Raw genomic sequence first — 20214 nt, 5'->3', positions numbered from 1 at the left:
AAGCGCCCAATCAACTCCGACTTGCGTGAGTCGGGTGCAATCGAGCAGGACGCCGACGTCATCATGTTCGTGTACCGGGACGAGGTGTATCACCCCGAAACCGAGCATAAGGGCATCGCTGAAATCATCATCGGCAAGCAGCGTAACGGCCCCATCGGCTTTGTGCGGCTGGCGTTTATCGGCAAGTACACCCGCTTCGAGAACCTTGCGCCGGGCATGTACAACTTCGATGATGATGAATAAAGCGCGGTTTAATTAGGCTGCGAATATCTACCGGCTTAACAGGAACTCTGTGGGAGCGGCTTCAGCCGCGAAGAATCCATCGCGGAGGATGGCACCGGCTATGCCGGTGTTCGCGGCTAATGCCGCTCCCACAGGGTGTGCGGTGCGCCTGCTGGCTCAGTGTGCTGAGCGATCTTCGTTCTTGCTTTACTGATGATGCGCCCCTCGCTCAGGGTGATAACCCGGTCAAACCGCGACAATGCGCTCTGATCATGCGTGACGCAGATCAACCCTTTCCCTTGGAATGTTTCGAATAACAGGTCCCAGGTGCGCTCTGCCGATCCGGCATCAAGCCCAGCTGTGGGCTCGTCAAAGAAATTGAATTCGCCGGGCCGGTTAAGCAAGCGTAGCAACGTCAGCCTGCGTGCTTCTCCACCCGAAATGGATTCTGCGCGTGCATCCAGATCAAGTTCGTACCAGTCTTTACTCAGGCTCAGTCGTTCAAGCCATCGTTCGATTTGACCGCGATCATGAGCTTGCTCTAACAGCACTGAGCGGGGCAGTGGGCCGGGTATGAAGTGCGCATCCTGAGGGCAGAGTCGTAAACGACTGAACTGCTCACAAGCATCAAGTGCAGCCAGACATCTGCCGTACAGGTGAACATGCTTGCGCAACTGGAATACTGTTCCTGCCAGCGCATGCAGAAGTGTGGACTTGCCGCACCCGCTGGGCCCAATCAGCGCAACCCGTTCTCCTGCACGAATTATCAAGGGCTCATCGATCAGCAGTTGCAGCGCGTTTCGAGCGCTGAGTTGACAGGGGGTAATGCAAAGCCCTGCGTTTTCATCTGAGGGCTCTGCCTTTATGGATTCTGTCGGGCCGAACACCGGAAGTTGCAGCCAGTGTTCGAGCTTGCGTTTGTCGAGCCGGAACTGATCGAGCAATCGCCAGGCTTCCGCCAGTTGTGCAACGCCGGCGAGCAACCCACTCACCAGAGTAAAGAGGGCAACAAGCTCGCCCAGGCTCAGATGCGGTGTTGCCTGGGATTGATCATGGATACCCCACAACAGTAAACCACCACTGCCCAGCCCAATGAACAGGGTGCGCAGGCCCTGTAGCCATCCGCCACTGTAGGCAACCCCTATCGCCGAGTCGGCATAGCCCGACAGTGTCTGGTTGACCGGAATCATTGCAGCATCCTCGGCCTTCTCCAGCTTGACCGTTGACGCGCTGGCGAAGGTGTCAACCCATTGTTCCGCCAGTTCGTCTTCTCGCGAGTTGACTGCTTCGATACGGGGGCGACGCCAGCGCACCAGTCGATCGTTTGTCCACAGATACGCCAAGCTCAAGGGGATGAGGCCGATCAATACCGAGGTAGCCCCGAGGTACGCAAACAGCGCGACCAGCACCACTGCTTCGGCCAAGACCGGCCACGCCGAGCCAATCAGAAAGCCTAGCCACCGCTCCTGGGCCGTTATTCCTCTATCCAGTACCTTTACCAAGGTTCCGCCATGGAGTTGTCCATAAGCCTCGAAACGTTTGTCCAGCAACCCTCGGCACCAGCGCATAGAAAGCTGCTTCACGCGCTCTTGGCAGAGCCGCGCAAGGCACCAGGCTTGTAAAGGGGTCAACGAGGCTTGTAGTGCGACAAGGCATATGAAGGCACCGAGCAGAACGAGAGAAGACGTGGCCGAGGTAGACAGGTTGTCGATAATGTCGGCCAGGATCAGGGCAGGTACGACGGTCGCAACTTTGAGAACTAAGGTCGCGCTCAGGGCGGCGAAGAGGCCTCGGTAAATATGCATATCATTGCCTTATGCCTTTGAATGCGCTCTGCGGCGCGACTGGAATTCCGGACCTTATTAAATGAAAGCGCTCCAGTCCGGGTAGGAAAACTTGTACGACTGAGGCGAGGCTGGGGTGCTCATATAGTGTGCGGTAGAATACAGTTTTATTATCCTTGCCCAGGTTGATCAGCGTGCGCTTGATCTGTCCGCGTACGCTTAGCTCTAGGCGAGGTGGATGATATTCAGGCACGTTGTACTTAGGGCGTGGGTGCAGAAGTGAGGATAGCTTTGCCGAGTATATGAGCACTTTTTCCGTGGTGAGATCTTCTTGTTTTTCTTTCGACCCATAAAGCTGTTCGCACTGAATCTGTTCAGTTACAGCGCGGTACATTGCAATGGATGGATTTATGGAGCTTCCCGAGCCGACGCCGCTGAGAGAACCTTCTTTTTTGCTGCGAGAAATAGCAATGCAAAATGGAACGTCATAGAAGTCGTGGGTTAAGTATATATCTAGCTTTTTCGCATGGCAGAGAAGCTTGGTGTCATGTGCAAAGGTCTCTTCCAGAAAAGAATCGGAGGGTCGATAGATTTCTGGGGGCGAGCTCAGATTGCAAAGCGATAGATAGTACATTGACAGGGCGTGACGTTCGATCGTTTCATTCATGGCATGTAAGAGGGCTTCGCTCTCGGTGCAGCCAATCGCTGTTCCAGAGTTGCTCGCATATTTGGCAAGAAATCCTGCTGCAGTTTTCTCAATTGCTTCAAGGTTGCTGGAGGAGGGAGCTATCAATATCGCTGGTATTTTTATTTCATCGTAGCTGTCCAATGCTTGAAGTGCAAAATAAGGTATTTTGCAGCTAGGCGGGATGGACTTTAGTAGCCAGTCGTCGAAAGGGGCTATGGATTGTAAGATTTTGTCACTTTCGATGATGTTTGGAGTGGCCTTGTCGACGAAGTAATGCTCTAGGCTTTCGGCAAGGGCTCCTAGTTCACAATGCTCCCCCTTTCCTGCTCCGCAAGAGACTTCCTTGTAAGTCCTGTCGTATAAGTGGCATGTGGCGACCAAGTTATTATTTTTTGATAGCTTTGTTTTCGAGTGAAAGCCCAGATGCTGATGTAGCCTTGTGAGGCGATTGTAGGCTTCTTCTGTGGTCAACTCGCGTTCGGTGATCATCTTTAGCTCCTAGGTCAGGCCAGAAGGGGCAAAGCCCCTTCTGGCTTAGTGCTTACAGCATGTTGAGGAAGTCAACCTCGGACTCGGTAAATGTGTAGTTCATCACGCGAGAGATCTGAGGCATGTTGATTTCAGAACGACGACGTCCCATGGCTATTGCTCCTATAAAGTTGATTTGAGTGCGCCTTTCAGCGCGTCACTGTTGTATCACTTGTTTTTTTCTTGGTTCAAGAGCTGCTCGTGATTTCTTGAGGAAAGTTGACGTAGGATTTTTTACTAAGTTTTGAGGGGCGATTCCTGCAGTTATTAAGAGATAAAGAAAAAAGCACTAATAATTAGCCGGTTAGCATTTTCTGAGGGCTGGATAGGCTAAACATTCAGTAAAAACCTGAAGGGATTGCGATCGCTCAGCAGGGGGCAGCGCGGTCATCGTGAGCCCAAGCAAGTTCAGGTTTTCCTGTGGGTAATCTTCCTTGCTTTTGAGGCCTGCCTGGATCTCATAGGGGGAAACTAAACTGTCGTCATATACCCGTCGGCCATTGGTTGGTATTAAGGCGAAACCGTCACAGGGCACGCTACGATCTTGACCTGATTGCCAAAAAATAATCAGATTTTTCCCGTTGCGTGTAGGCCGTTTCTGAAATAGCTTTCAACCGCCTTTGCGCCATTGCGGTGGTTTTCTGGGCGGCCTAGTCTGGCTTTGTCGTTGCCAAAGCAGCGACCGGGCCTGCAAGCCTGATCAGGAAACGAATGTTGTTCACCGTAAGCCAATGGCACGCCATTGGCCCGCTTGATGGTGGCTGCGTGCGGGAGGTTTTCGAACCTGCCGGTTTTCGTTCTCTGTCCGGTCTTGCAGACCCGTACGTGGCCGCCACCCATCACACTGCAAGTCATGAGTGCGGCTCTTGTGAACCTACAGAGAGCTAAAGCATGCTGAAAATTGTCCCCGATCCACCCCACGATCCCCCTTTTGTTGAAGACCCCCCGATGCAGCGGCAGAGGCCTGCTGTAAGGCTTCGTTGATATGTCGCCTGGTCCGGCCCTTTCGCGGGTGAACCCGCTCCCACAGGGTCTCCCAGGATTTCAAGGCTTGTGCCGTACCTATGGGAGCGGGTTTACCCGCGAAGAGGCCGGCCGAGGCAGTCGAGAATTTTCAGGGGGATTGAACAATGACAACAGACGACACCCAGTTCACTGTCGGCAAGACAACTTTCTACCAAGGCGAAAACGGCGCCCATCCGCTGTTTCGCATCGAGGCGGGCATACCGTGCAGGGACGCACGCGAGCAGTCTTCGGAGTTGATGGGCTACGTGCGCGAGCTGACCATCATCGGGTTGATGGATGAGAAACCGATGATGATCTGGGCGGCCCATTACCTGAGTGCGATGGCCAAGGCGCTGATGGATGATGCTGAGTTGGGCATGAAGCAGTAAGGGGTTGGCTTCAGGTTACATGAAGGCCGCCATGTGTTCGGCGCAGCAAATCCAGCGCCTGTGGCGGACGCCTGGCGAACCACCACAAAGCCCAGACCAGCCAGGTGGCGGACCCACCCCCCAACCGTCGCCCAACCCACCAATCCCCACGAAGACAGTCGGATTTGGTCAAAATTTGTGCTATATTCCGCGCCCGCGATTTCCCTGCACAACAGAACCGGTCACTGACATGCAAGCAGCCAAACCACTCTACGACTATCCCAAGTACTGGGCCGAATGCTTCGGACCAGCACCTTTCCTGCCGATGAGCAGGGAGGAGATGGATCTGCTCGGCTGGGACTCCTGCGATATCATCATCGTGACCGGTGATGCCTACGTCGACCACGCGTCGTTCGGCATGGCCATCATCGGCCGCCTGCTGGAAGCCCAGGGCTTCCGCGTGGGCATCATTGCCCAGCCGAACTGGCAGTCGAAAGACGACTTCATGAAGCTCGGCGAGCCGAACCTGTTCTTTGGCGTGGCTGCGGGCAACATGGACTCGATGATCAACCGCTATACGGCGGACAAGAAGATCCGTTCCGACGACGCCTACACCCCTGGTGGCCTGGCCGGCAAGCGTCCGGACCGTGCCAGCCTGGTGTACAGCCAGCGGTGCAAGGAAGCCTACAAGCACGTGCCGATCGTGCTGGGTGGCATCGAGGCTTCGCTGCGGCGCATCGCCCATTACGATTACTGGCAGGACAAGGTCCGTCATTCGATCCTGGTCGACGCCAGTGCCGATATCCTGCTGTACGGCAACGCCGAGCGGGCCATCGTCGAGGTTGCCCAGCGCATGTCCCAGGGCGAAAAGATCGAGCACATCACCGATGTGCGTGGCACCGCATTCATTCGCCGTGACACGCCTGCGGACTGGTTCGAGATCGACTCCACCCGTATCGACCGCCCGGGCCGCGTCGACAAGATCATCAACCCGTACGTGAACACCCAGGACACCCAGGCCTGTGCCATCGAGCAGGCCAAAGGCGACCAGGAAGACCCGAACGAAGCCAAGGTGGTGCAGATTCTCGACAGCCCGCGTATGACCCGCGACAAGTCGGTGATCCGTCTGCCTTCATTTGAAAAGGTGCGTAACGACCCGGTGCTCTACGCCCACGCCAACCGCGTGCTGCACCTGGAAACCAACCCGGGCAACGCTCGTGCGCTGGTACAGAAGCATGGCGAAGTGGACGTGTGGTTCAACCCGCCACCCATCCCCATGACCACTGAAGAAATGGACTACGTGTTCGGCATGCCCTACGCGCGTATTCCGCACCCGGCGTATGGCAAAGAGCGCATTCCGGCCTACGAGATGATCCGTTTCTCGGTGAACATCATGCGTGGCTGCTTCGGTGGCTGCACCTTCTGCTCGATCACCGAGCACGAAGGCCGCATCATCCAGAACCGCTCGCACGAGTCGATCCTGCACGAGATCGAGGAGATGCGCGACAAGGTGCCGGGCTTCACCGGCGTGGTCTCTGACCTTGGCGGCCCGACCGCCAACATGTACCGCATCGCCTGCAAAAGCCACGAAATCGAGAAGCACTGCCGCAAGCCGTCGTGCGTGTTCCCTGGCATCTGTGAAAACCTCAACACCGACCACAGCTCGCTGATCGAGCTGTACCGCAAGGCCCGTGCCCTGCCGGGTGTGAAGAAGATCCTGATTGCCTCGGGCCTGCGCTACGACCTGGCCGTGGAATCGCCGGAATACGTCAAGGAGCTGGTGACCCACCACGTGGGCGGTTACCTGAAGATTGCCCCGGAGCACACCGAGCGTGGCCCGCTGGACAAGATGATGAAGCCGGGCATCGGCACCTACGACCGCTTCAAGCGCATGTTCGAGAAGTACTCGAAAGAAGCGGGCAAGGAGCAGTACCTGATTCCGTACTTCATCGCGGCGCACCCGGGCACCACCGACGAAGACATGATGAACCTGGCCCTGTGGCTCAAGGGCAACGGCTTCCGCGCCGACCAGGTGCAGGCGTTTTACCCGTCGCCAATGGCCTCGGCCACGGCCATGTACCATTCGGGCAAGAACCCGCTGCGCAAGGTGACCTACAAGAGCGAAGGCGTGGAAATCGTCAAGAGCGACGAGCAGCGCCGCCTGCACAAGGCGTTCCTGCGTTACCACGACCCGAAAGGTTGGCCGATGCTGCGTGAAGCGCTGGAGCGCATGGGCCGGGCCGACCTGATCGGTCCGGGCAAGCACCAGCTGATCCCGCTGCACCAGCCGCAGAGTGACACCTACCAGAGCGCGCGTCGCAAGAACTCGACCCCGGCTGGCAGCCACAAGGTGGGCAAGGAACAGAAGATCCTTACCCAGCACACTGGCCTGCCGCCGCGTGGCAGCGATGGCAGCAAGCCGTGGGACAAGCGCGAGCAGGCCAAGGCCGACGCGTTTGCCCGCAACCAGCAGGCGGCCAAGGAGCGCAAGGAAGCAGCCAAGGGTGGTAAGGGCAGCGGCAAGAAACCGCGCCAGCCTGTCATCCCGCGTTGATTTCTGGGGCCGCCTTGCGGCCCAATCGCCGGCAAGCCAGCTCCCACAGGTACAGCGCAAGCCTTGGCTTTTGTGCATTGGCTGAGGGAGTTGGCTCCCCGGCACAGCGCCAGCCTTGGCCTTCGTGCAATCCCTGTGGGAGCTGGCTTGCTGGCGATTGGGCTGCAAAGCAGCCCCTGTATCAGCTTTAGTCGGGCCTTTTGTCGACCCACTTCGGCGCCACCGGCGCGACAAAGCTGTCCATGCCGTCCAGCAGCTCATCCGGCAGCTGCCCCAGCAGCAACATCGCCCGGTGCTGCGGGCGCACGAAGCCTTCTTCGACAACGTGATCGAGGAACCCGCCCAGCTTCTCGTAGAAGCCGTTCACATCCAGCAGGCCCAGCGGCTTGGCGTGATAGCCCAGTTGCCCCCAGGTCCAGACTTCAAACAATTCTTCCAGCGTACCCAGCCCACCCGGCAGGGCGATGAAGGCATCGCTCAGCTCGGCCATGCGTGCCTTGCGTGCATGCATGCCGTCGACTACTTCCAGGCGGGTCAGGCCTTTATGGCCGACTTCGGCATCCAGCAGGCTTTGCGGGATGATCCCGACCACGTCACCACCCGCAGCCATCGCTGCGTCGGCAACCACCCCCATCAGGCCGACTGCCCCACCGCCGTAGACCAAGGTCAGACCCCGACGCGCAATGGCCTGGCCAAGCGCGACGGCTGCTTCACGGTAGGCAGGGTTGGCGCCGATGCTGGCGCCGCAGAATACACAAACGGAACGTACGGGCATTGCTCATCTCCTGTCACTCAGGTGGACAGGGTACGGCGCACGCACGCTGCTTCCAAGGTAGCATTCATTCCGGGCGGGAGAATTCGCAGATGGCGCCCGTAGCCCCGTGGGCATAGGCGGCGAGCAGGCTGTTGATAAATGCGGAGATGGGCATTTGGTATTGCTCCTAAATGAGAGGTTGTCCCATCGTCTATTAAAAGGGCATGATGTGCCCTTAGATTGGTTGTATACAATCCATTTGACAATTCTACTGACTGACCACTTGACACCCCCTTGACCCATATCAGCGAGGGGAGGAACGGTTTCAGGCAGTCTCGCAATTGATAAAACCCTGCCAAGGAGATTCATGATGTTTGCGAAAGCTGTAGCGGTATCCCTGCTGACCCTCGCCAGCGCCTCTGTCTTCGCCGCCGAGTGCTCGGTAACGGTCGAGTCGACCGACCAGATGTCGTACACCACCAAAGAATTCACCGTCGACAAGAGCTGCAAGGAATTCACCGTCAAACTGACCCACTCCGGCAACCTGCCGAAGAACGTCATGGGCCATAACCTGGTGATCAGCAAGACTGCCGACATGCAGGGCATTGCCACCGAAGGCATGACCCAGGGCATCGAGAAGGGTTATCTGAAAGAAGATAACGCCAACATCATTGCCCACACCGCGATGATCGGTGCGCCGGAAAAAGAAACCGAAGTCAAATTCGACACTTCCAAGCTGGAAGCCGGTGGTGACTACAGCTTCTTCTGCACCTTCCCGGGCCACATCTCGATGATGAAGGGCAAGGTTGTAGTCAAGTAATCAAGGCCTGATGCCCGACTTTGTGGGAGCGGGTTTACCCGCGAATGCGTCGGTGCAGCTACCACCGCATTCGCGGGTGAACCCGCTCCCACAGTTCACCCACAGGCCTTTCTACATTGATCAAGGGGCGAAAGGCAGTTCGCGCTTGTGCTGGGTCTTGCGGTAGGTGGCGACGATGATGTCGAATGCTGCCTGGTCAACCGGTTGCCCATGCAGGAACGCGTCGATCTGCTGGTAGGTCACGCCATGCGACGCTTCGTCCGGCTTGCCCGGCTCCAGGTCTTCCAGGTCCGCAGTCGGCACCTTCTCCACCAGTGATTCCGGCGCACCGAAGCTGCGCGCAATGGCCCGTACCTGATTTTTCACCAGCCCGCTCAGCGGCGCCAGGTCGCAGGCACCGTCACCAAACTTGGTAAAGAAGCCCATCACCGCCTCGGCGGCGTGGTCGGTGCCGATCACCAGGCCTGCGCGGGCGCCGGCGATGGTGTACTGGGCGACCATGCGCGTGCGCGCCTTGACGTTGCCGACCACGAAGTCGACCAAGGTTGGCGAGCCGTTCTTCAGTGCTTCAACTTCATTCGCCAGCGCCCGCACTGCCGGGGCGATGTCCACGGTGTGCAGTTCATCGGCATTGATCACTTCCAGGCACGCCTGGGCGTCATGCTCGTCGTGCTGCACTTGATACGGCAGGCGTACGGCAATGAAGGTGTAGGCCTTGTCCCCGGTTTCGGCGCGCAGTTCGTTGATGGCGCGCTGGGCGAGCAGGGCGGCGGTCAGCGAGTCGACGCCGCCGCTGATGCCCAGCACCAGGGTCTTGAGCCGGGCATTGGCCAGGCAGTCCTTGATGAACGCCACGCGGCGGGCGACTTCGGCCTCGAGCGCGGCGGCGTCGGCGAATGGCGGCTGGACCTTCAGCGCCTGGGCAATCTCTAGCTGAACCGCTTGCATGGGTTACTCCTTGCTGGGGACTTTGAATACATGGCGCAGGTAGGCGACGAAGTTCTCGTCGCGGCACTGGGTCTTGGCGGCCTCATCGGAAATCTTGGCCACCGGTGCACCGTTGCAGTCGGTCATTTTAAGCACGATGCTCATCGGTGCCACACCTGGAATGTCGCAGGTCAGGTTGGTGCCGATGCCAAAGCTGACATTGATGCGACCGCGCAGGGCACGGAATATCTCGAGGGCCCGGGTAAGGTTGAGCCCGTCGGAGAACACCAGGGTCTTGGTCATCGGGTCGATACCCAGCTTCTGATAGTGCGCTATGGCCTTTTCGGCCCATGCCACTGGCTCGCCCGAGTCGTGGCGCAGGCCGTCGAACAGCTTGGCGAAGTACAGGTCGAAGTCGCTGAGGAATGCATCCATGGTGATGCAGTCGGTCAGGGCGATACCGAGCAGGCCGCGGTACTCGCGGACCCAGCAGTCCAGGGCGGCGATCTGGCTGTCGATCAGCCGTGGGCCGAGCTGCTGATGGGCCATGATCCACTCGTGGGCCATGGTGCCCAGCGGCTTGATGTCCAGTTTCCATGCCAGATCGACGTTGCTGGTACCGACAAAGCGGCCCGGGAAATCGTCGCGCAGCACGCGTACCGCTTCTTCCTGCACACGGCTGGAAAAGCGCCGGCGGGTACCGAAGTCGGCCACCTGCAGTTCGGCCAGCTCGTCGTCGCTGGCGTGCGCGCGCAGCCAGTCGAACTTGCGGTAGAGCTGGTCGCGGGCCTCGGCCAGGCGCAGGCGCGGGTGCAGATGGCGGTTGCGTACTTCGCTGATGATTGCCAGCAGCGGCACTTCGAACAGGATCACATGCAGCCACGGGCCTTTCAGGCGCAGGAACAGCTGGTCGTTTTCAATGCCGATGCGCACGTAACGAAGGTTGAAGCGGAACAGGCGCAGAAAACGCAGGAAGTCCGGCTTGAGGAAGCTGATGCGTTCGAGAAAGCCCAGCTGGCCATCATCGAGGGTGAGGTCGCTGAGCAGTTCGAGCTGGTTGCGGATCTCGCCGAGGTAGGGGCGCAGGTCCTCGCCGTTGCGGCAGCGGAACTCCCATTCGACGTCAGCGTCCGGGTAGTTGTGCAGCACGCCCTGCATCATGGTGAGTTTGTAGAAGTCGGTGTCGAGCAGGTTGTGCACGATGCGCTCGGCAAATGCGCTTTCGCTCATCAAGGGGGCTCCGGAAGCGGCGAATGGCGGACATTGTGCCAGCCTTTTTGGGCTGGTAGTGCCTGGGCTGGCCTCTTCGCGGGTGAACCCGCTCCCACAGAGGCCGTGGACCGGCCAAAACAGAGGTGTTTTTCCGTGCACCGGCTAGCCTTCAAACGGTGCCGCCTGTAGCAGTCGCGCACCAGTGGTGTGCACTTCGGTGACGTCTGCTGTTACAGGGCGGTTGCACGTAAACACTTGTCAGGGTTGCAATGATGGCACTCGACGGTTGCTCCTTGTCTGTACGGGTGGTAGCGCCTGCCGCGTGGCAGACGGTTGCACGCTCAGTAAAGAAAAGGCCGTCGGTCGCCTGCAGGCGACCCGCGCAGTGTGTTTTCCCGGAAGACAAAACCTATGGCACGGCCCTTGCTCTGAGCACAGGGCTGAGAAGTTGTAGTGCCAACCAAAAAAAACTCTAGGAGCACCACCTCATGTCGCAGACGTTTTACAAGAAAGGTTTCCTGGCACTGGCCGTGGCTACGGCACTGGGTGTTTCTTCGTATGTTCAGGCCGACGTCAAGATCGGCGTAGCGGGCCCCATGACCGGGGCAAACGCAGCGTTTGGCGAGCAGTACATGAAAGGTGCGCAGGCAGCGGCCGACAAGATCAACGCCGCCGGTGGCGTCAACGGCGAGAAAATCGTCCTGGTCAAAGGCGATGACGCCTGCGAACCGAAGCAGGCCGTGGCTGTGGCCAACCGCCTGGTCGACCAGGACAAGGTCATCGGCGTGGTAGGGCATTTCTGCTCCTCCAATACCATCCCGGCCTCCGAGGTGTATGACGAAGCTGGCGTAATCGCCATTACCCCGGGCTCTACCAACCCGCAGGTCACCGAGCGTGGGCTTAGCGCCATGTTCCGGATGTGCGGCCGTGACGATCAGCAGGGCATCGTCGCCGGTGACTACATTGTCGATGTGCTCAAGGGCAAGAAAGTCGCGGTGCTGCACGACAAGGACACTTATGGCCAAGGCTTGGCCGATGCGACCAAGGCGCAGTTGACCAAACGCGGAGTCACGCCGGTGCTGTATGAAGGCCTGACCCGCGGCGAGAAAGACTTCAGCGCCGTGGTCACCAAGATCCGCTCCACCGGTGCCGACGTGGTGTACTTCGGCGGCCTGCACCCGGAAGCCGGCCCGCTGGTCCGCCAGCTGCGCGAGCAGGGCCTGAAGGACGTCAAGTTCATGTCCGACGACGGCATCGTCACCGACGAACTGGTGTCCACCGCCGGTGGTGCGCAGTACGTTGATGGCGTCTACATGACCTTCGGTGCCGACCCGCGCATGCTGCCCGACAGCAAGGCCGTGGTCGAGGAGTTCCGCAAGGCCGGTACCGAGCCTGAAGGCTACACCCTGTACGCCTATGCCTCGCTGCAGGCCTTGGCTGCTGCCTTCAATGGCTCGAAGTCGAACAAGGGCGAGGACGCGGCCAAGTGGCTCAAGGCCAACCCGGTGAAGACTGTGATGGGTGAGAAAAAGTGGGACAGCAAGGGCGACCTGACCGTGTCCGACTACGTGGTCTACCAGTGGGACAAGGACGGCAAGTACCACCAGCTGGAAAAACAAAAATAACAACGGCCAACGGCCCGGGCGCCTCGCGCCGGGCCGCAGCCCCGCGGTACCTGTCCTTATTCGGAGATCTGCACGGTTCTGCGCCGTATGAGGCCGCCTCATCCGTGGCCGGCGCCCGTGCAGTCTCAATCAGGTGAGATTGCGTTATGGATGGTATTTTCCTGCAGCAACTGGTCAACGGCCTGACCCTCGGGTCGGTCTATGGCCTGATCGCCATCGGCTACACAATGGTCTATGGCATTATCGGCATGATCAACTTCGCGCACGGCGAGGTGTATATGATTTCCGCGTACCTCGCGGCAATCAGCCTGGCATTGCTGGCTTACTTCGGTGTCGAATCGTTCCCCCTGCTGATGCTCGGCACCCTGTTGTTCACCATCGTCGTCACCGGTGTATACGGCTTCACCATCGAGCGCATCGCCTACAAACCCCTGCGCAACTCCACCCGCCTGGCCCCGCTGATCAGCGCCATCGGCATTTCACTGATCCTGCAGAACTACGCGCAGATCAGCCAGGGCGCCCGCCAGCAAGGCGTGCCAACCCTGCTTGAAGGCGCAATGCGTGTCGAAGTCGGCACCGGCTTCGTGCAACTGACCTACACCAAGATCTTCATCCTGGTGGCAGCGTTCCTGGGCATGGGCCTGCTTACCTATGTGATCAAGTACACCAAGCTCGGCCGCATGTGCCGCGCCACCCAGCAAGACCGCAAGATGGCCTCGATCCTGGGCATCAACACCGACCGGGTGATTTCCTATGTGTTCATCATCGGTGCAGTGATGGCCGCCCTGGCTGGCGTGCTGATCACCATGAACTACGGCACCTTCGACTTCTACGCCGGCTTCATCATCGGCATCAAGGCGTTCACCGCTGCGGTGCTCGGCGGCATCGGCTCGCTGCCTGGCGCCATGCTTGGCGGGATCATCCTGGGGATTTCCGAGTCGCTGTTCTCCGGCCTGATCAACTCCGACTACAAGGACGTGTTCAGCTTCTCGCTGCTGGTGATGATCCTTATCTTCCGCCCACAAGGCCTGCTGGGTCGCCCGCTCGTGGCTAAGGTGTGAACATGTCCACTGCCAAAACTGCCCCTGTTTCCGAAACCAGCGGTTTCGATCTCAAACGCAGCCTGCTGGAGACCATCGTCGCCGGCCTGCTGGCGCTCATTGTCTTTGGCCCGGTCGTCGGCGTGGTGCTCGACGGCTACACCTTCAATGCCGAACCCCGCCGCGTGGCATGGCTGGTGGGTGGGGTGATGCTCGGCCGCTTCCTGCTCAGCCTGTATTTGCAGACGGGCGCCGGCCGCCGCATGCTCCAGGGGTTCGATAGTGGCGGCTCGGGCGTGCATGTGAACGCGCCGGACTACAAGTCGCGGCTGCGCTACATCATCCCGGCACTGATCGTGATCGCCATCGTCTTCCCGATCTTTGCCAACAAGTACCTGCTGACCGTGGTCATCCTCGGCCTGATCTACGTGTTGCTGGGCCTTGGCCTGAACATCGTGGTAGGCCTGGCCGGCCTGCTGGACCTGGGTTACGTGGCGTTCTACGCCATTGGTGCCTACGGCCTGGCGCTGGGCTACCAGTACCTTGGCCTGGGCTTCTGGAGCGTGCTGCCGCTGGCGGCCATCGCTGCTGCGCTGGCGGGGTGCATACTGGGCTTCCCGGTGTTACGCATGCACGGTGACTACCTGGCCATCGTGACCCTGGGCTTTGGCGAGATCATCCGCCTGGTGCTGAACAACTGGCTGTCGTTCACAGGTGGCCCCAACGGCATGCCAGCGCCGTCGCCGACTTTCTTCGGCCTGGAATTCGGCCGCCGGGCCAAGGATGGCGGGGTGCCGATCCATGAGTTCTTCGGCTTCGATTACAACGCCAACCTGAAGTTCGTGTTCATCTACGCGGTGCTGTTCATGGTGGTGCTGGCCGTTCTGTACATCAAGCACCGTCTGACCCGCATGCCGGTCGGCCGGGCCTGGGAAGCACTGCGTGAAGACGAGATCGCCTGCCGTTCGATGGGCCTCAACCACGTACTGGTCAAGCTTTCGGCCTTTACCCTGGGTGCCTCCACAGCCGGCCTTGCCGGGGTGTTTTTCGCCACCTACCAAGGCTTCGTCAACCCGTCGTCGTTCACCTTCTTCGAATCCGCGCTGATCCTTGCCATCGTGGTGCTGGGTGGCATGGGCTCGACCGTGGGCGTGGTCATCGCGGCGTTCGTGCTGACCGTGGCGCCCGAGCTGCTGCGCAGCTTCTCCGAGTACCGGGTGCTGCTGTTCGGCGTGCTGATGGTGCTGATGATGATCTGGCGACCGCGTGGGCTGATCCGCATCAGCCGTACCGGTGTGACCCCGCGTAAAGGAGTGGCGCCATGAGCGACGATATCATTCTATCGGTCGACAACCTGATGATGCAGTTCGGCGGCATCAAGGCGCTCAGCGACGTCAGCCTGAAGGTCCGGCGCAACCAGATCTTCGCCCTGATCGGCCCCAACGGCGCCGGCAAGACCACGGTGTTCAACTGCCTGACCGGCTTTTACAAGGCCAGCGGCGGGCGTATCGAGTTGAACGTGCGCGGCAGCCGGACCAACGTCATCCAGCTGCTTGGCGAGCGTTTCCAGGCCGCCGACTTCGTTTCGCCGGCGCGCTTTGTCAACCGCATGTACTACAAGATGTTTGGCGGTACCCACCTGGTCAACCGCGCCGGCCTGGCGCGCACCTTCCAGAACATTCGCCTGTTCAAGGAAATGTCGGTGGTGGAAAACCTGCTGGTCGCCCAGCACATGTGGGTCAACCGCAACCTGCTGGCCGGGGTGTTCAACACCAAGGCCTACCGCAAGGCTGAAAGCGACGCACTGGACCACGCGTTCTACTGGCTGGAAGTGGTCGACCTGGTCGACTGCGCCAACCGCCTGGCCGGCGAACTGTCGTACGGGCAGCAGCGCCGCCTGGAAATTGCCCGGGCCATGTGCACGCGGCCGAAGATCATTTGCCTGGACGAACCGGCAGCCGGGCTGAACCCACAGGAAACCGAGGCCCTCAGCCGCATGATCCGGGTGCTGCGTGACGAGCACGACATCACCGTGGTGCTGATCGAACACGATATGGGCATGGTCATGAGCATTTCGGACCACATCGTGGTGCTGGACCATGGCAACGTGATTGCCGAAGGCGCGCCGCTGGACATCCGCCACAACCCGACGGTGATCGCCGCCTACCTGGGTGCCGACGAAGAGGAACTGGTATGAGTGCACCCATTCTCGAGCTGAAGGACCTGGACGTGTTCTACGGGCCGATCCAGGCGCTGAAAAAAGTCTCCATGCACATCAACGAAGGCGAGACGGTAAGCCTGATTGGCGCTAACGGGGCGGGCAAGTCGACCCTGCTGATGTCGATTTTTGGCCAGCCGCGCGCGGCTTCCGGGCATATCGTGTACCGCGGCACCGACATCACCCGCAAGTCGTCGCACTACATCGCCTCCAACGGCATTGCCCAGTCGCCGGAAGGGCGCCGGGTGTTCCCCGACATGAGCGTCGAGGAAAACCTGATGATGGGTACCATCCCCATCGGCGACAAGCATGCCGCTGAAGACATGCAGCGCATGTACGAGCTGTTTCCGCGCTTGAAGGAGCGGCGTAATCAGCGGGCCATGACCATGTCGGGCGGCGAGCAGCAGATGCTGGCGATTGCCCGGGCGCTGATGAGCCGGCCGAAGTTGCTGCTGCTGGATGAGCCATCGCTGGGGCTGGCGCCGATCGTGGTCAAGCAGATCTTCTCGACCTTGCGCGAGCTGGCCAAGACCGGCATGACCATCTTCCTGGTGGAGCAGAACGCCAACCATGCGCTGAAGTTGTCGGACCGGGCTTATGTGATGGTCAACGGGCAGATCCGCATGACCGGGACGGGGCAGGAGCTGCTGGTCAATGAGGAAGTGCGCAACGCTTACCTTGGGGGGCATTGAGTTGTATCGGGGCTGCAACGCAGCCCCATTCTCAATGTGGACAACTTGTCGAAGGCCTCTCATCCTCCCCGCATTCATCCTACCGCAAGCCGTTGTTTCCACAGGCCAGATGTTGTCCACGGTAAATGTGGAACCGCCTGTGGAAAACATGGTAGCACCTCGCTGAATCCCTTTGATGGCAAGGCTTGTAGGGCTGTGATCATTTTTTGATCAGATGCCCCCCTGTGGATGAATTCCCAGGATTATCAATGCCCTGCAAGCGCCGTGAGTGACGGCCAAATCCTGTGGATAACTCTGTGCAAAAACCTTGGACAGACGGCTGCAGGCGGCATGCTTGAAAGCCTTGCGCCATCATCTAGAAGATATCCACCGACCACCATTAGCTGAAAGGGTTCCGCGCGGTGGACAAGTTGCCCCCAATCCGTGGGGAAAGGCTTGTGGATAACATGCGCATAGCTGGCTGCGAGCCTTCTACTGCAAGGCTTTGCCGGATATGAACAAAAAATGACCAGCGGCCTGGATAACTTGCTGTCGGCGTCCGGCGCGGGCATGCTGCAAAACTGCCGACCACAACCCACCGTGAGGAACAGAGCATGACGTCCACCGTATTCATCACTGGCGCCACTTCAGGTTTTGGCGAGGCCACCGCGCGGCGCTTTGCCGAAGCGGGCTGGAAGCTGGTACTAACCGGCCGTCGCAAGGAACGCCTGGATGCCCTGTGTGCCGAACTGTCAGCCAAGACCGAAGTGCATGGCCTGGTGCTCGACGTACGTGACCGCAAAGCCATGGAGCAAGCCATCGGCAACCTGCCGGCCGGTTTCGAGAAAATTCGTGGCCTGGTCAACAATGCCGGCCTCGCGCTGGGTGTGGATGCCGCGCAGAACTGCAGCCTGGACGACTGGGAAACCATGGTCGACACCAACATCAAGGGCCTGATGTACACCACACGCCTGCTGCTGCCACGGCTGATCGCCCATGGCCGCGGGGCGTCGATTCTCAACGTCGGTTCGGTGGCGGGCAACTACCCGTACCCAGGCAGCAACGTGTATGGCGGTACCAAGGCCTTTGTCGGCCAGTTCTCGTTGAGCCTGCGCTGCGACCTGCGAGGCACGGGTGTGCGCGTGAGCAATATCGAACCGGGCCTGTGTGAAAGCGAGTTCTCGCTGGTGCGCTTCGGCGGGGATCAGGCCAAGTACGACGCTACTTATGCTGGCGCCGAACCGATCCAGCCGCAGGACATTGCCGAGACCATTTTCTGGATTCTCAACCAGCCGGCGCATATCAACATCAACAGCCTGGAGCTGATGCCGGTGAGCCAGGATTGGGCAGGGCTGTCGATCGACCGGTCGGTCAAGGGCTGATCCGAGGGCCAATCGTCGGCAAGCCAGGCCCCCACAGGTACACCACAGATTTTCAGAGCTGTGCAGTACCTGTGGGAGCCTGGCTTGCCGGCGATTGCGTCAGCCCAAGCGCTGCAACCCTTCCAGGCAGGTCGCCAAATGGTAGGGGGTTGTGGAAGGCATATCATGCCGGCTTACCGCCCCGTCCCCATCGCGGCACTCGTACCAGCCCGCGTCCCGCAGGAACCTGGCCTCCAGCACCTGCAACTGCCCCGGCAACCTTGCCTCGCCCCCAGCCCGCAACACCAGCGCCCGCAGGTATTCCGCCTGTGCCCAGACGCGCTGGGTGGCATCAAGCACCTTGCCATCCACATCCAGCATCGCCAGCACCGCGCCCTGCTTGACCCCCTGCTGTTCGGCAAACCCGAAAGCCCGGTCGATGGACGCATGCAGCGGCGTGTCACGCAGCAGCGCCGAGGTGTGCAGCAAATAGAACCACTCGAACTGGTGCCCGGGTTCGAACCAGTTATCCACAGCGCCGAGTGGCTTTTCCAGCATCACGCCGTGGACCGGTTCGATGAAGTTTGCCTCAAGCGCTTCGCAGAGCTGTAGCAGCGACTGTGTGGCATGTTCGTCGTCACGTACGGCCAGCACCTGCAAGAAGGCCTCGGCCAGGTGCATCTGCGGATTTTGCAGCGCACCGCTGCCCAGGTTGCCCCAGTCTTCACCCAGGCTGGCCTCAAAAAGACCATCGTCGCGGGCGAACTGCTGGTTGATGATGTCCAGCGCGGCATCCAGGGTGGACTCGACCAGGTGCTCACGCACCTTGCCCCAGTAATGCGCGCAGGCGAAGACGATAAAGGCGTGGGTGTACAGGTCCTTGCGCCGGTCCAGCGGTTTGCCCTGGGCATCGATGCTATAGAACCAGCCACCGTGTTCGGCGTCGTGGAAGTGTTTTTGCAGCGAACGGAACAAGGCTGCCGCACGTTCTGCCGCGCCGGGTTGCCCGATGCGGCTGCTGAACAGGTACAGCTGGCGCGCGCAGGCCATGGCCCGGTAGCGCTGCACCGGCAAGGGCAGATGCTGGGCGTCCAGGGCTTCATAGGGCAGGGCCATGTCGGCATTCCAGCCCGGGCCTTGCCACATTGGCACGATGCATTCGGCGAAGTGCTGGGTGAAGCGGGCCAGTTCGGGGAGAGTAGGGCGGGGGTCGGACATTTCGGCGCTCGTCGCTGTCGGGCAGGGCGCCATGGTAGCAGAACTGCGGTTTTCGGCAGCCTGTGGCCGGCAAGCCAGCTGCCACAGGTTAGCGATCAGCTCCGGTTGCCAAGCCCCTGCCAATGCCGCGCCCCGACAAAGATGAAGCGCAGCTGCTGGGTGATCTTTTCCTGCGGCGTCAGCGCCTGTGGATAACCCGCATCGGGGCTGTCGATAAGCTCCGGCAGGGTAGCAAACACTGTCTTCACCACCAGGTCGGCCATCACCGCCAGCGCTGCGTTGTCCAGATGCTGCCAGCGCTTCATGCGTGCCAGGTCAGTGGCCAGGTCGTCGCTGATGTCCTGGCGCAGGCGCGCGATAGCCTGGCGCACGGCATGTGATCCGCCGTACTGCTCACGGGCCAGAAACAGGAACTGTGCACGGTGGGCGGCCACGACATCGAGGAAGATGCGCACCGATGCATCGGTAATGCCGCCCAGTTCGAATTCGTTTTGCCGCACCAGGCGGATGGTCTGGCGGAAGGTAGTGTCGATCTCGGCCACCAGGGCCAGGCCCAGGGCGTCCATGTCGGTAAAGTGTCGGTAGAAACCGGTGGGCACGATGCCGGCTGTCTTCGCCACTTCACGCAGGCTGATACTGCCGAAACCACGGCCACTCTCCATCAGCAGGCAGGCGGCATCGAGCAGGGCCTGGCGGGTCTGTAGTTTCTGTTCGGCGCGCGGCAGCATGTTGCGGGCTTCTATGACGGTAAGGCTGGGCACTCTAGATAAAAAAACAAAGCCCGGTCAATGGACCGGGCCTGGAGGGGAGCAAGCGTTGTGACAGAGGTTGTTCTTTTCGGCCATGGCGATCAGCTCACACGGCTGATTTCAACCAGGCGATCCGAGCCACCTTCGGCAACGCGGCCAGTGCGTTCGATCAGGCGATCCGAGCCACCTTCGGCAACGCGGCCAGTGCGTTCGATCAGGCGATCCGAGCCACCTTCGGCAACGCGGCCAGTGCGCTCGATCAGGCGATCCGAGCCACCTTCGGCAACGCGGCCAGTGCGCTCGATCAGGCGATCCGAGCCACCTTCGGCAACGCGACCAGTACGTTCGATCAGGCGATCCGAGCCACCTTCGGCAACGCGGCCAGTGCGTTCGATCAGGCGATCCGAGCCACCTTCGGCAACGCGGCCAGTGCGTTCGATCAGGCGATCCGAGCCACCTTCGGCAACGCG

Annotated in this window: 17 protein-coding genes and 1 pseudogene; 10 read left to right on the top strand and 8 right to left on the bottom strand. The window is 60.0% G+C overall.

What is annotated here, in order from left to right:
* Positions 1-243: DnaB-like helicase C-terminal domain-containing protein (locus HP547_RS12205; RefSeq protein ID WP_306140259.1), on the top strand; the 243-nt coding region annotated here is incomplete at its 5' end.
* A gap of 116 nt (positions 244-359) precedes the next feature.
* Here the strand turns inward: HP547_RS12205 and HP547_RS12200 are convergent.
* Both HP547_RS12200 and HP547_RS12195 read right to left on the bottom strand, forming a co-directional pair.
* The gene (locus tag HP547_RS12200) at positions 360-2027 is read right to left on the bottom strand and encodes an ATP-binding cassette domain-containing protein (protein ID WP_172286403.1); all 1668 of its coding nucleotides are present in this window, start codon (positions 2025-2027) and stop codon (positions 360-362) included.
* A gap of 1 nt (position 2028) precedes the next feature.
* On the bottom strand, positions 2029-3183 hold the full coding sequence (locus tag HP547_RS12195; protein ID WP_172286402.1) for a YcaO-like family protein: 1155 nt from the start codon (positions 3181-3183) through the stop codon (positions 2029-2031).
* A 1169-nt stretch (positions 3184-4352) separates the two neighbouring features.
* On the opposite strand from HP547_RS12195, the gene HP547_RS12190 reads away from it, so the two are divergent.
* Together HP547_RS12190 and HP547_RS12185 are read left to right on the top strand one after the other, a co-directional pair.
* A complete protein-coding gene (locus tag HP547_RS12190; protein ID WP_172286401.1) occupies positions 4353-4616 on the top strand; it encodes a DUF3077 domain-containing protein in 264 nt (87 codons plus the stop codon).
* A 229-nt stretch (positions 4617-4845) separates the two neighbouring features.
* Positions 4846-7149, top strand: a complete 2304-nt coding sequence (locus HP547_RS12185) for a YgiQ family radical SAM protein (RefSeq protein WP_172286400.1) — start codon at positions 4846-4848, stop codon at positions 7147-7149.
* Between the two features lie 187 nt (positions 7150-7336).
* Here HP547_RS12185 and HP547_RS12180 read toward each other — a convergent pair whose 3' ends face one another.
* A complete protein-coding gene (locus HP547_RS12180; protein WP_172226741.1) occupies positions 7337-7924 on the bottom strand; it encodes a TIGR00730 family Rossman fold protein in 588 nt (195 codons plus the stop codon).
* A gap of 349 nt (positions 7925-8273) precedes the next feature.
* On the opposite strand from HP547_RS12180, the gene azu reads away from it, so the two are divergent.
* Entirely contained in the window at positions 8274-8723 is a 450-nt protein-coding gene (azu, locus tag HP547_RS12175) for an azurin (protein ID WP_084966628.1), read from the top strand.
* A gap of 120 nt (positions 8724-8843) precedes the next feature.
* Here the strand turns inward: azu and nadE are convergent, their stop codons facing one another.
* Together nadE and pncB are read right to left on the bottom strand one after the other, a co-directional pair.
* Positions 8844-9671 carry an ammonia-dependent NAD(+) synthetase gene (nadE, locus tag HP547_RS12170; RefSeq protein WP_172226762.1) on the bottom strand — a complete coding sequence of 276 codons (828 nt, stop codon included), beginning with the start codon at positions 9669-9671 and terminating at the stop codon, positions 8844-8846.
* Between the two features lie 3 nt (positions 9672-9674).
* A complete protein-coding gene (gene pncB, locus HP547_RS12165; protein WP_172286399.1) occupies positions 9675-10880 on the bottom strand; it encodes a nicotinate phosphoribosyltransferase in 1206 nt (401 codons plus the stop codon).
* Positions 10881-11350: 470 nt separating this feature from the next.
* On the opposite strand from pncB, the gene HP547_RS12160 reads away from it, so the two are divergent.
* From HP547_RS12160 to HP547_RS12135, 6 genes are all read left to right on the top strand, one after another.
* Complete coding sequence (locus tag HP547_RS12160) at positions 11351-12487, top strand: branched-chain amino acid ABC transporter substrate-binding protein (RefSeq protein ID WP_172226768.1); 1137 nt, start codon at positions 11351-11353, stop codon at positions 12485-12487.
* 146 nt (positions 12488-12633) lie between these two features.
* On the top strand, positions 12634-13548 hold the full coding sequence (locus HP547_RS12155) for a branched-chain amino acid ABC transporter permease LivH (RefSeq protein WP_172286398.1): 915 nt from the start codon (positions 12634-12636) through the stop codon (positions 13546-13548).
* Positions 13549-13550: 2 nt separating this feature from the next.
* The gene (gene livM / locus HP547_RS12150; protein WP_172286397.1) at positions 13551-14852 is read left to right on the top strand and encodes a high-affinity branched-chain amino acid ABC transporter permease LivM; all 1302 of its coding nucleotides are present in this window, start codon (positions 13551-13553) and stop codon (positions 14850-14852) included.
* Positions 14849-15724, top strand: coding sequence for an ABC transporter ATP-binding protein (locus tag HP547_RS12145; RefSeq protein ID WP_172226777.1), 876 nt, complete (start codon positions 14849-14851; stop codon positions 15722-15724). The genes livM and HP547_RS12145 overlap by 4 nt, the downstream gene beginning before the upstream one ends.
* Positions 15721-16437 carry an ABC transporter ATP-binding protein gene (locus tag HP547_RS12140; RefSeq protein ID WP_172226780.1) on the top strand — a complete coding sequence of 239 codons (717 nt, stop codon included), beginning with the start codon at positions 15721-15723 and terminating at the stop codon, positions 16435-16437. Before HP547_RS12145 ends, HP547_RS12140 begins: the two co-directional genes overlap by 4 nt.
* 593 nt (positions 16438-17030) lie before the next feature.
* A complete protein-coding gene (locus tag HP547_RS12135) occupies positions 17031-17798 on the top strand; it encodes an SDR family oxidoreductase (protein WP_172226783.1) in 768 nt (255 codons plus the stop codon).
* 99 nt (positions 17799-17897) lie between these two features.
* Here the strand turns inward: HP547_RS12135 and HP547_RS12130 are convergent, their stop codons facing one another.
* The 3 genes and pseudogenes from HP547_RS12130 to HP547_RS12120 form a co-directional block, all read right to left on the bottom strand.
* Positions 17898-18995 (bottom strand): AGE family epimerase/isomerase, encoded by a 1098-nt coding sequence (locus HP547_RS12130; protein ID WP_172286396.1) that lies wholly within the window; start codon positions 18993-18995, stop codon positions 17898-17900.
* A gap of 95 nt (positions 18996-19090) precedes the next feature.
* Positions 19091-19723, bottom strand: coding sequence for a TetR family transcriptional regulator (locus tag HP547_RS12125; RefSeq protein ID WP_172226789.1), 633 nt, complete (start codon positions 19721-19723; stop codon positions 19091-19093).
* Between the two features lie 122 nt (positions 19724-19845).
* Positions 19846-20214: pseudogene (locus HP547_RS12120) on the bottom strand (phage infection protein); the annotation flags it as partial.

Origin of the sequence: Pseudomonas sp. CM27 (assembly GCF_013179515.1) — a bacterium.
Taxonomy (GTDB): domain Bacteria; phylum Pseudomonadota; class Gammaproteobacteria; order Pseudomonadales; family Pseudomonadaceae; genus Aquipseudomonas.
This window is presented reverse-complemented; position numbering and strand designations above follow the sequence as displayed.

Excerpts from the sequence above, each read along its gene's own strand:
- nadE (WP_172226762.1), bottom strand. The coding sequence starts at position 9,671 with ATGCAAGCGGTTCAGCTAGAGATTGCCCAGGCGCTGAAGGTCCAGCCG.
- HP547_RS12145 (WP_172226777.1), top strand. The coding sequence starts at position 14,849 with ATGAGCGACGATATCATTCTATCGGTCGACAACCTGATGATGCAGTTC.
- HP547_RS12155 (WP_172286398.1), top strand. The coding sequence starts at position 12,634 with ATGGATGGTATTTTCCTGCAGCAACTGGTCAACGGCCTGACCCTCGGG.
- HP547_RS12180 (WP_172226741.1), bottom strand. The coding sequence starts at position 7,924 with ATGCCCGTACGTTCCGTTTGTGTATTCTGCGGCGCCAGCATCGGCGCC.
- HP547_RS12200 (WP_172286403.1), bottom strand. The coding sequence starts at position 2,027 with ATGCATATTTACCGAGGCCTCTTCGCCGCCCTGAGCGCGACCTTAGTT.
- HP547_RS12190 (WP_172286401.1), top strand. The coding sequence starts at position 4,353 with ATGACAACAGACGACACCCAGTTCACTGTCGGCAAGACAACTTTCTAC.
- pncB (WP_172286399.1), bottom strand. The coding sequence starts at position 10,880 with ATGAGCGAAAGCGCATTTGCCGAGCGCATCGTGCACAACCTGCTCGAC.
- HP547_RS12195 (WP_172286402.1), bottom strand. The coding sequence starts at position 3,183 with ATGATCACCGAACGCGAGTTGACCACAGAAGAAGCCTACAATCGCCTC.
- HP547_RS12160 (WP_172226768.1), top strand. The coding sequence starts at position 11,351 with ATGTCGCAGACGTTTTACAAGAAAGGTTTCCTGGCACTGGCCGTGGCT.
- livM (WP_172286397.1), top strand. The coding sequence starts at position 13,551 with ATGTCCACTGCCAAAACTGCCCCTGTTTCCGAAACCAGCGGTTTCGAT.
- HP547_RS12135 (WP_172226783.1), top strand. The coding sequence starts at position 17,031 with ATGACGTCCACCGTATTCATCACTGGCGCCACTTCAGGTTTTGGCGAG.
- HP547_RS12140 (WP_172226780.1), top strand. The coding sequence starts at position 15,721 with ATGAGTGCACCCATTCTCGAGCTGAAGGACCTGGACGTGTTCTACGGG.
- HP547_RS12125 (WP_172226789.1), bottom strand. The coding sequence starts at position 19,723 with ATGCTGCCGCGCGCCGAACAGAAACTACAGACCCGCCAGGCCCTGCTC.
- azu (WP_084966628.1), top strand. The coding sequence starts at position 8,274 with ATGTTTGCGAAAGCTGTAGCGGTATCCCTGCTGACCCTCGCCAGCGCC.
- HP547_RS12130 (WP_172286396.1), bottom strand. The coding sequence starts at position 18,995 with ATGTCCGACCCCCGCCCTACTCTCCCCGAACTGGCCCGCTTCACCCAG.
- HP547_RS12185 (WP_172286400.1), top strand. The coding sequence starts at position 4,846 with ATGCAAGCAGCCAAACCACTCTACGACTATCCCAAGTACTGGGCCGAA.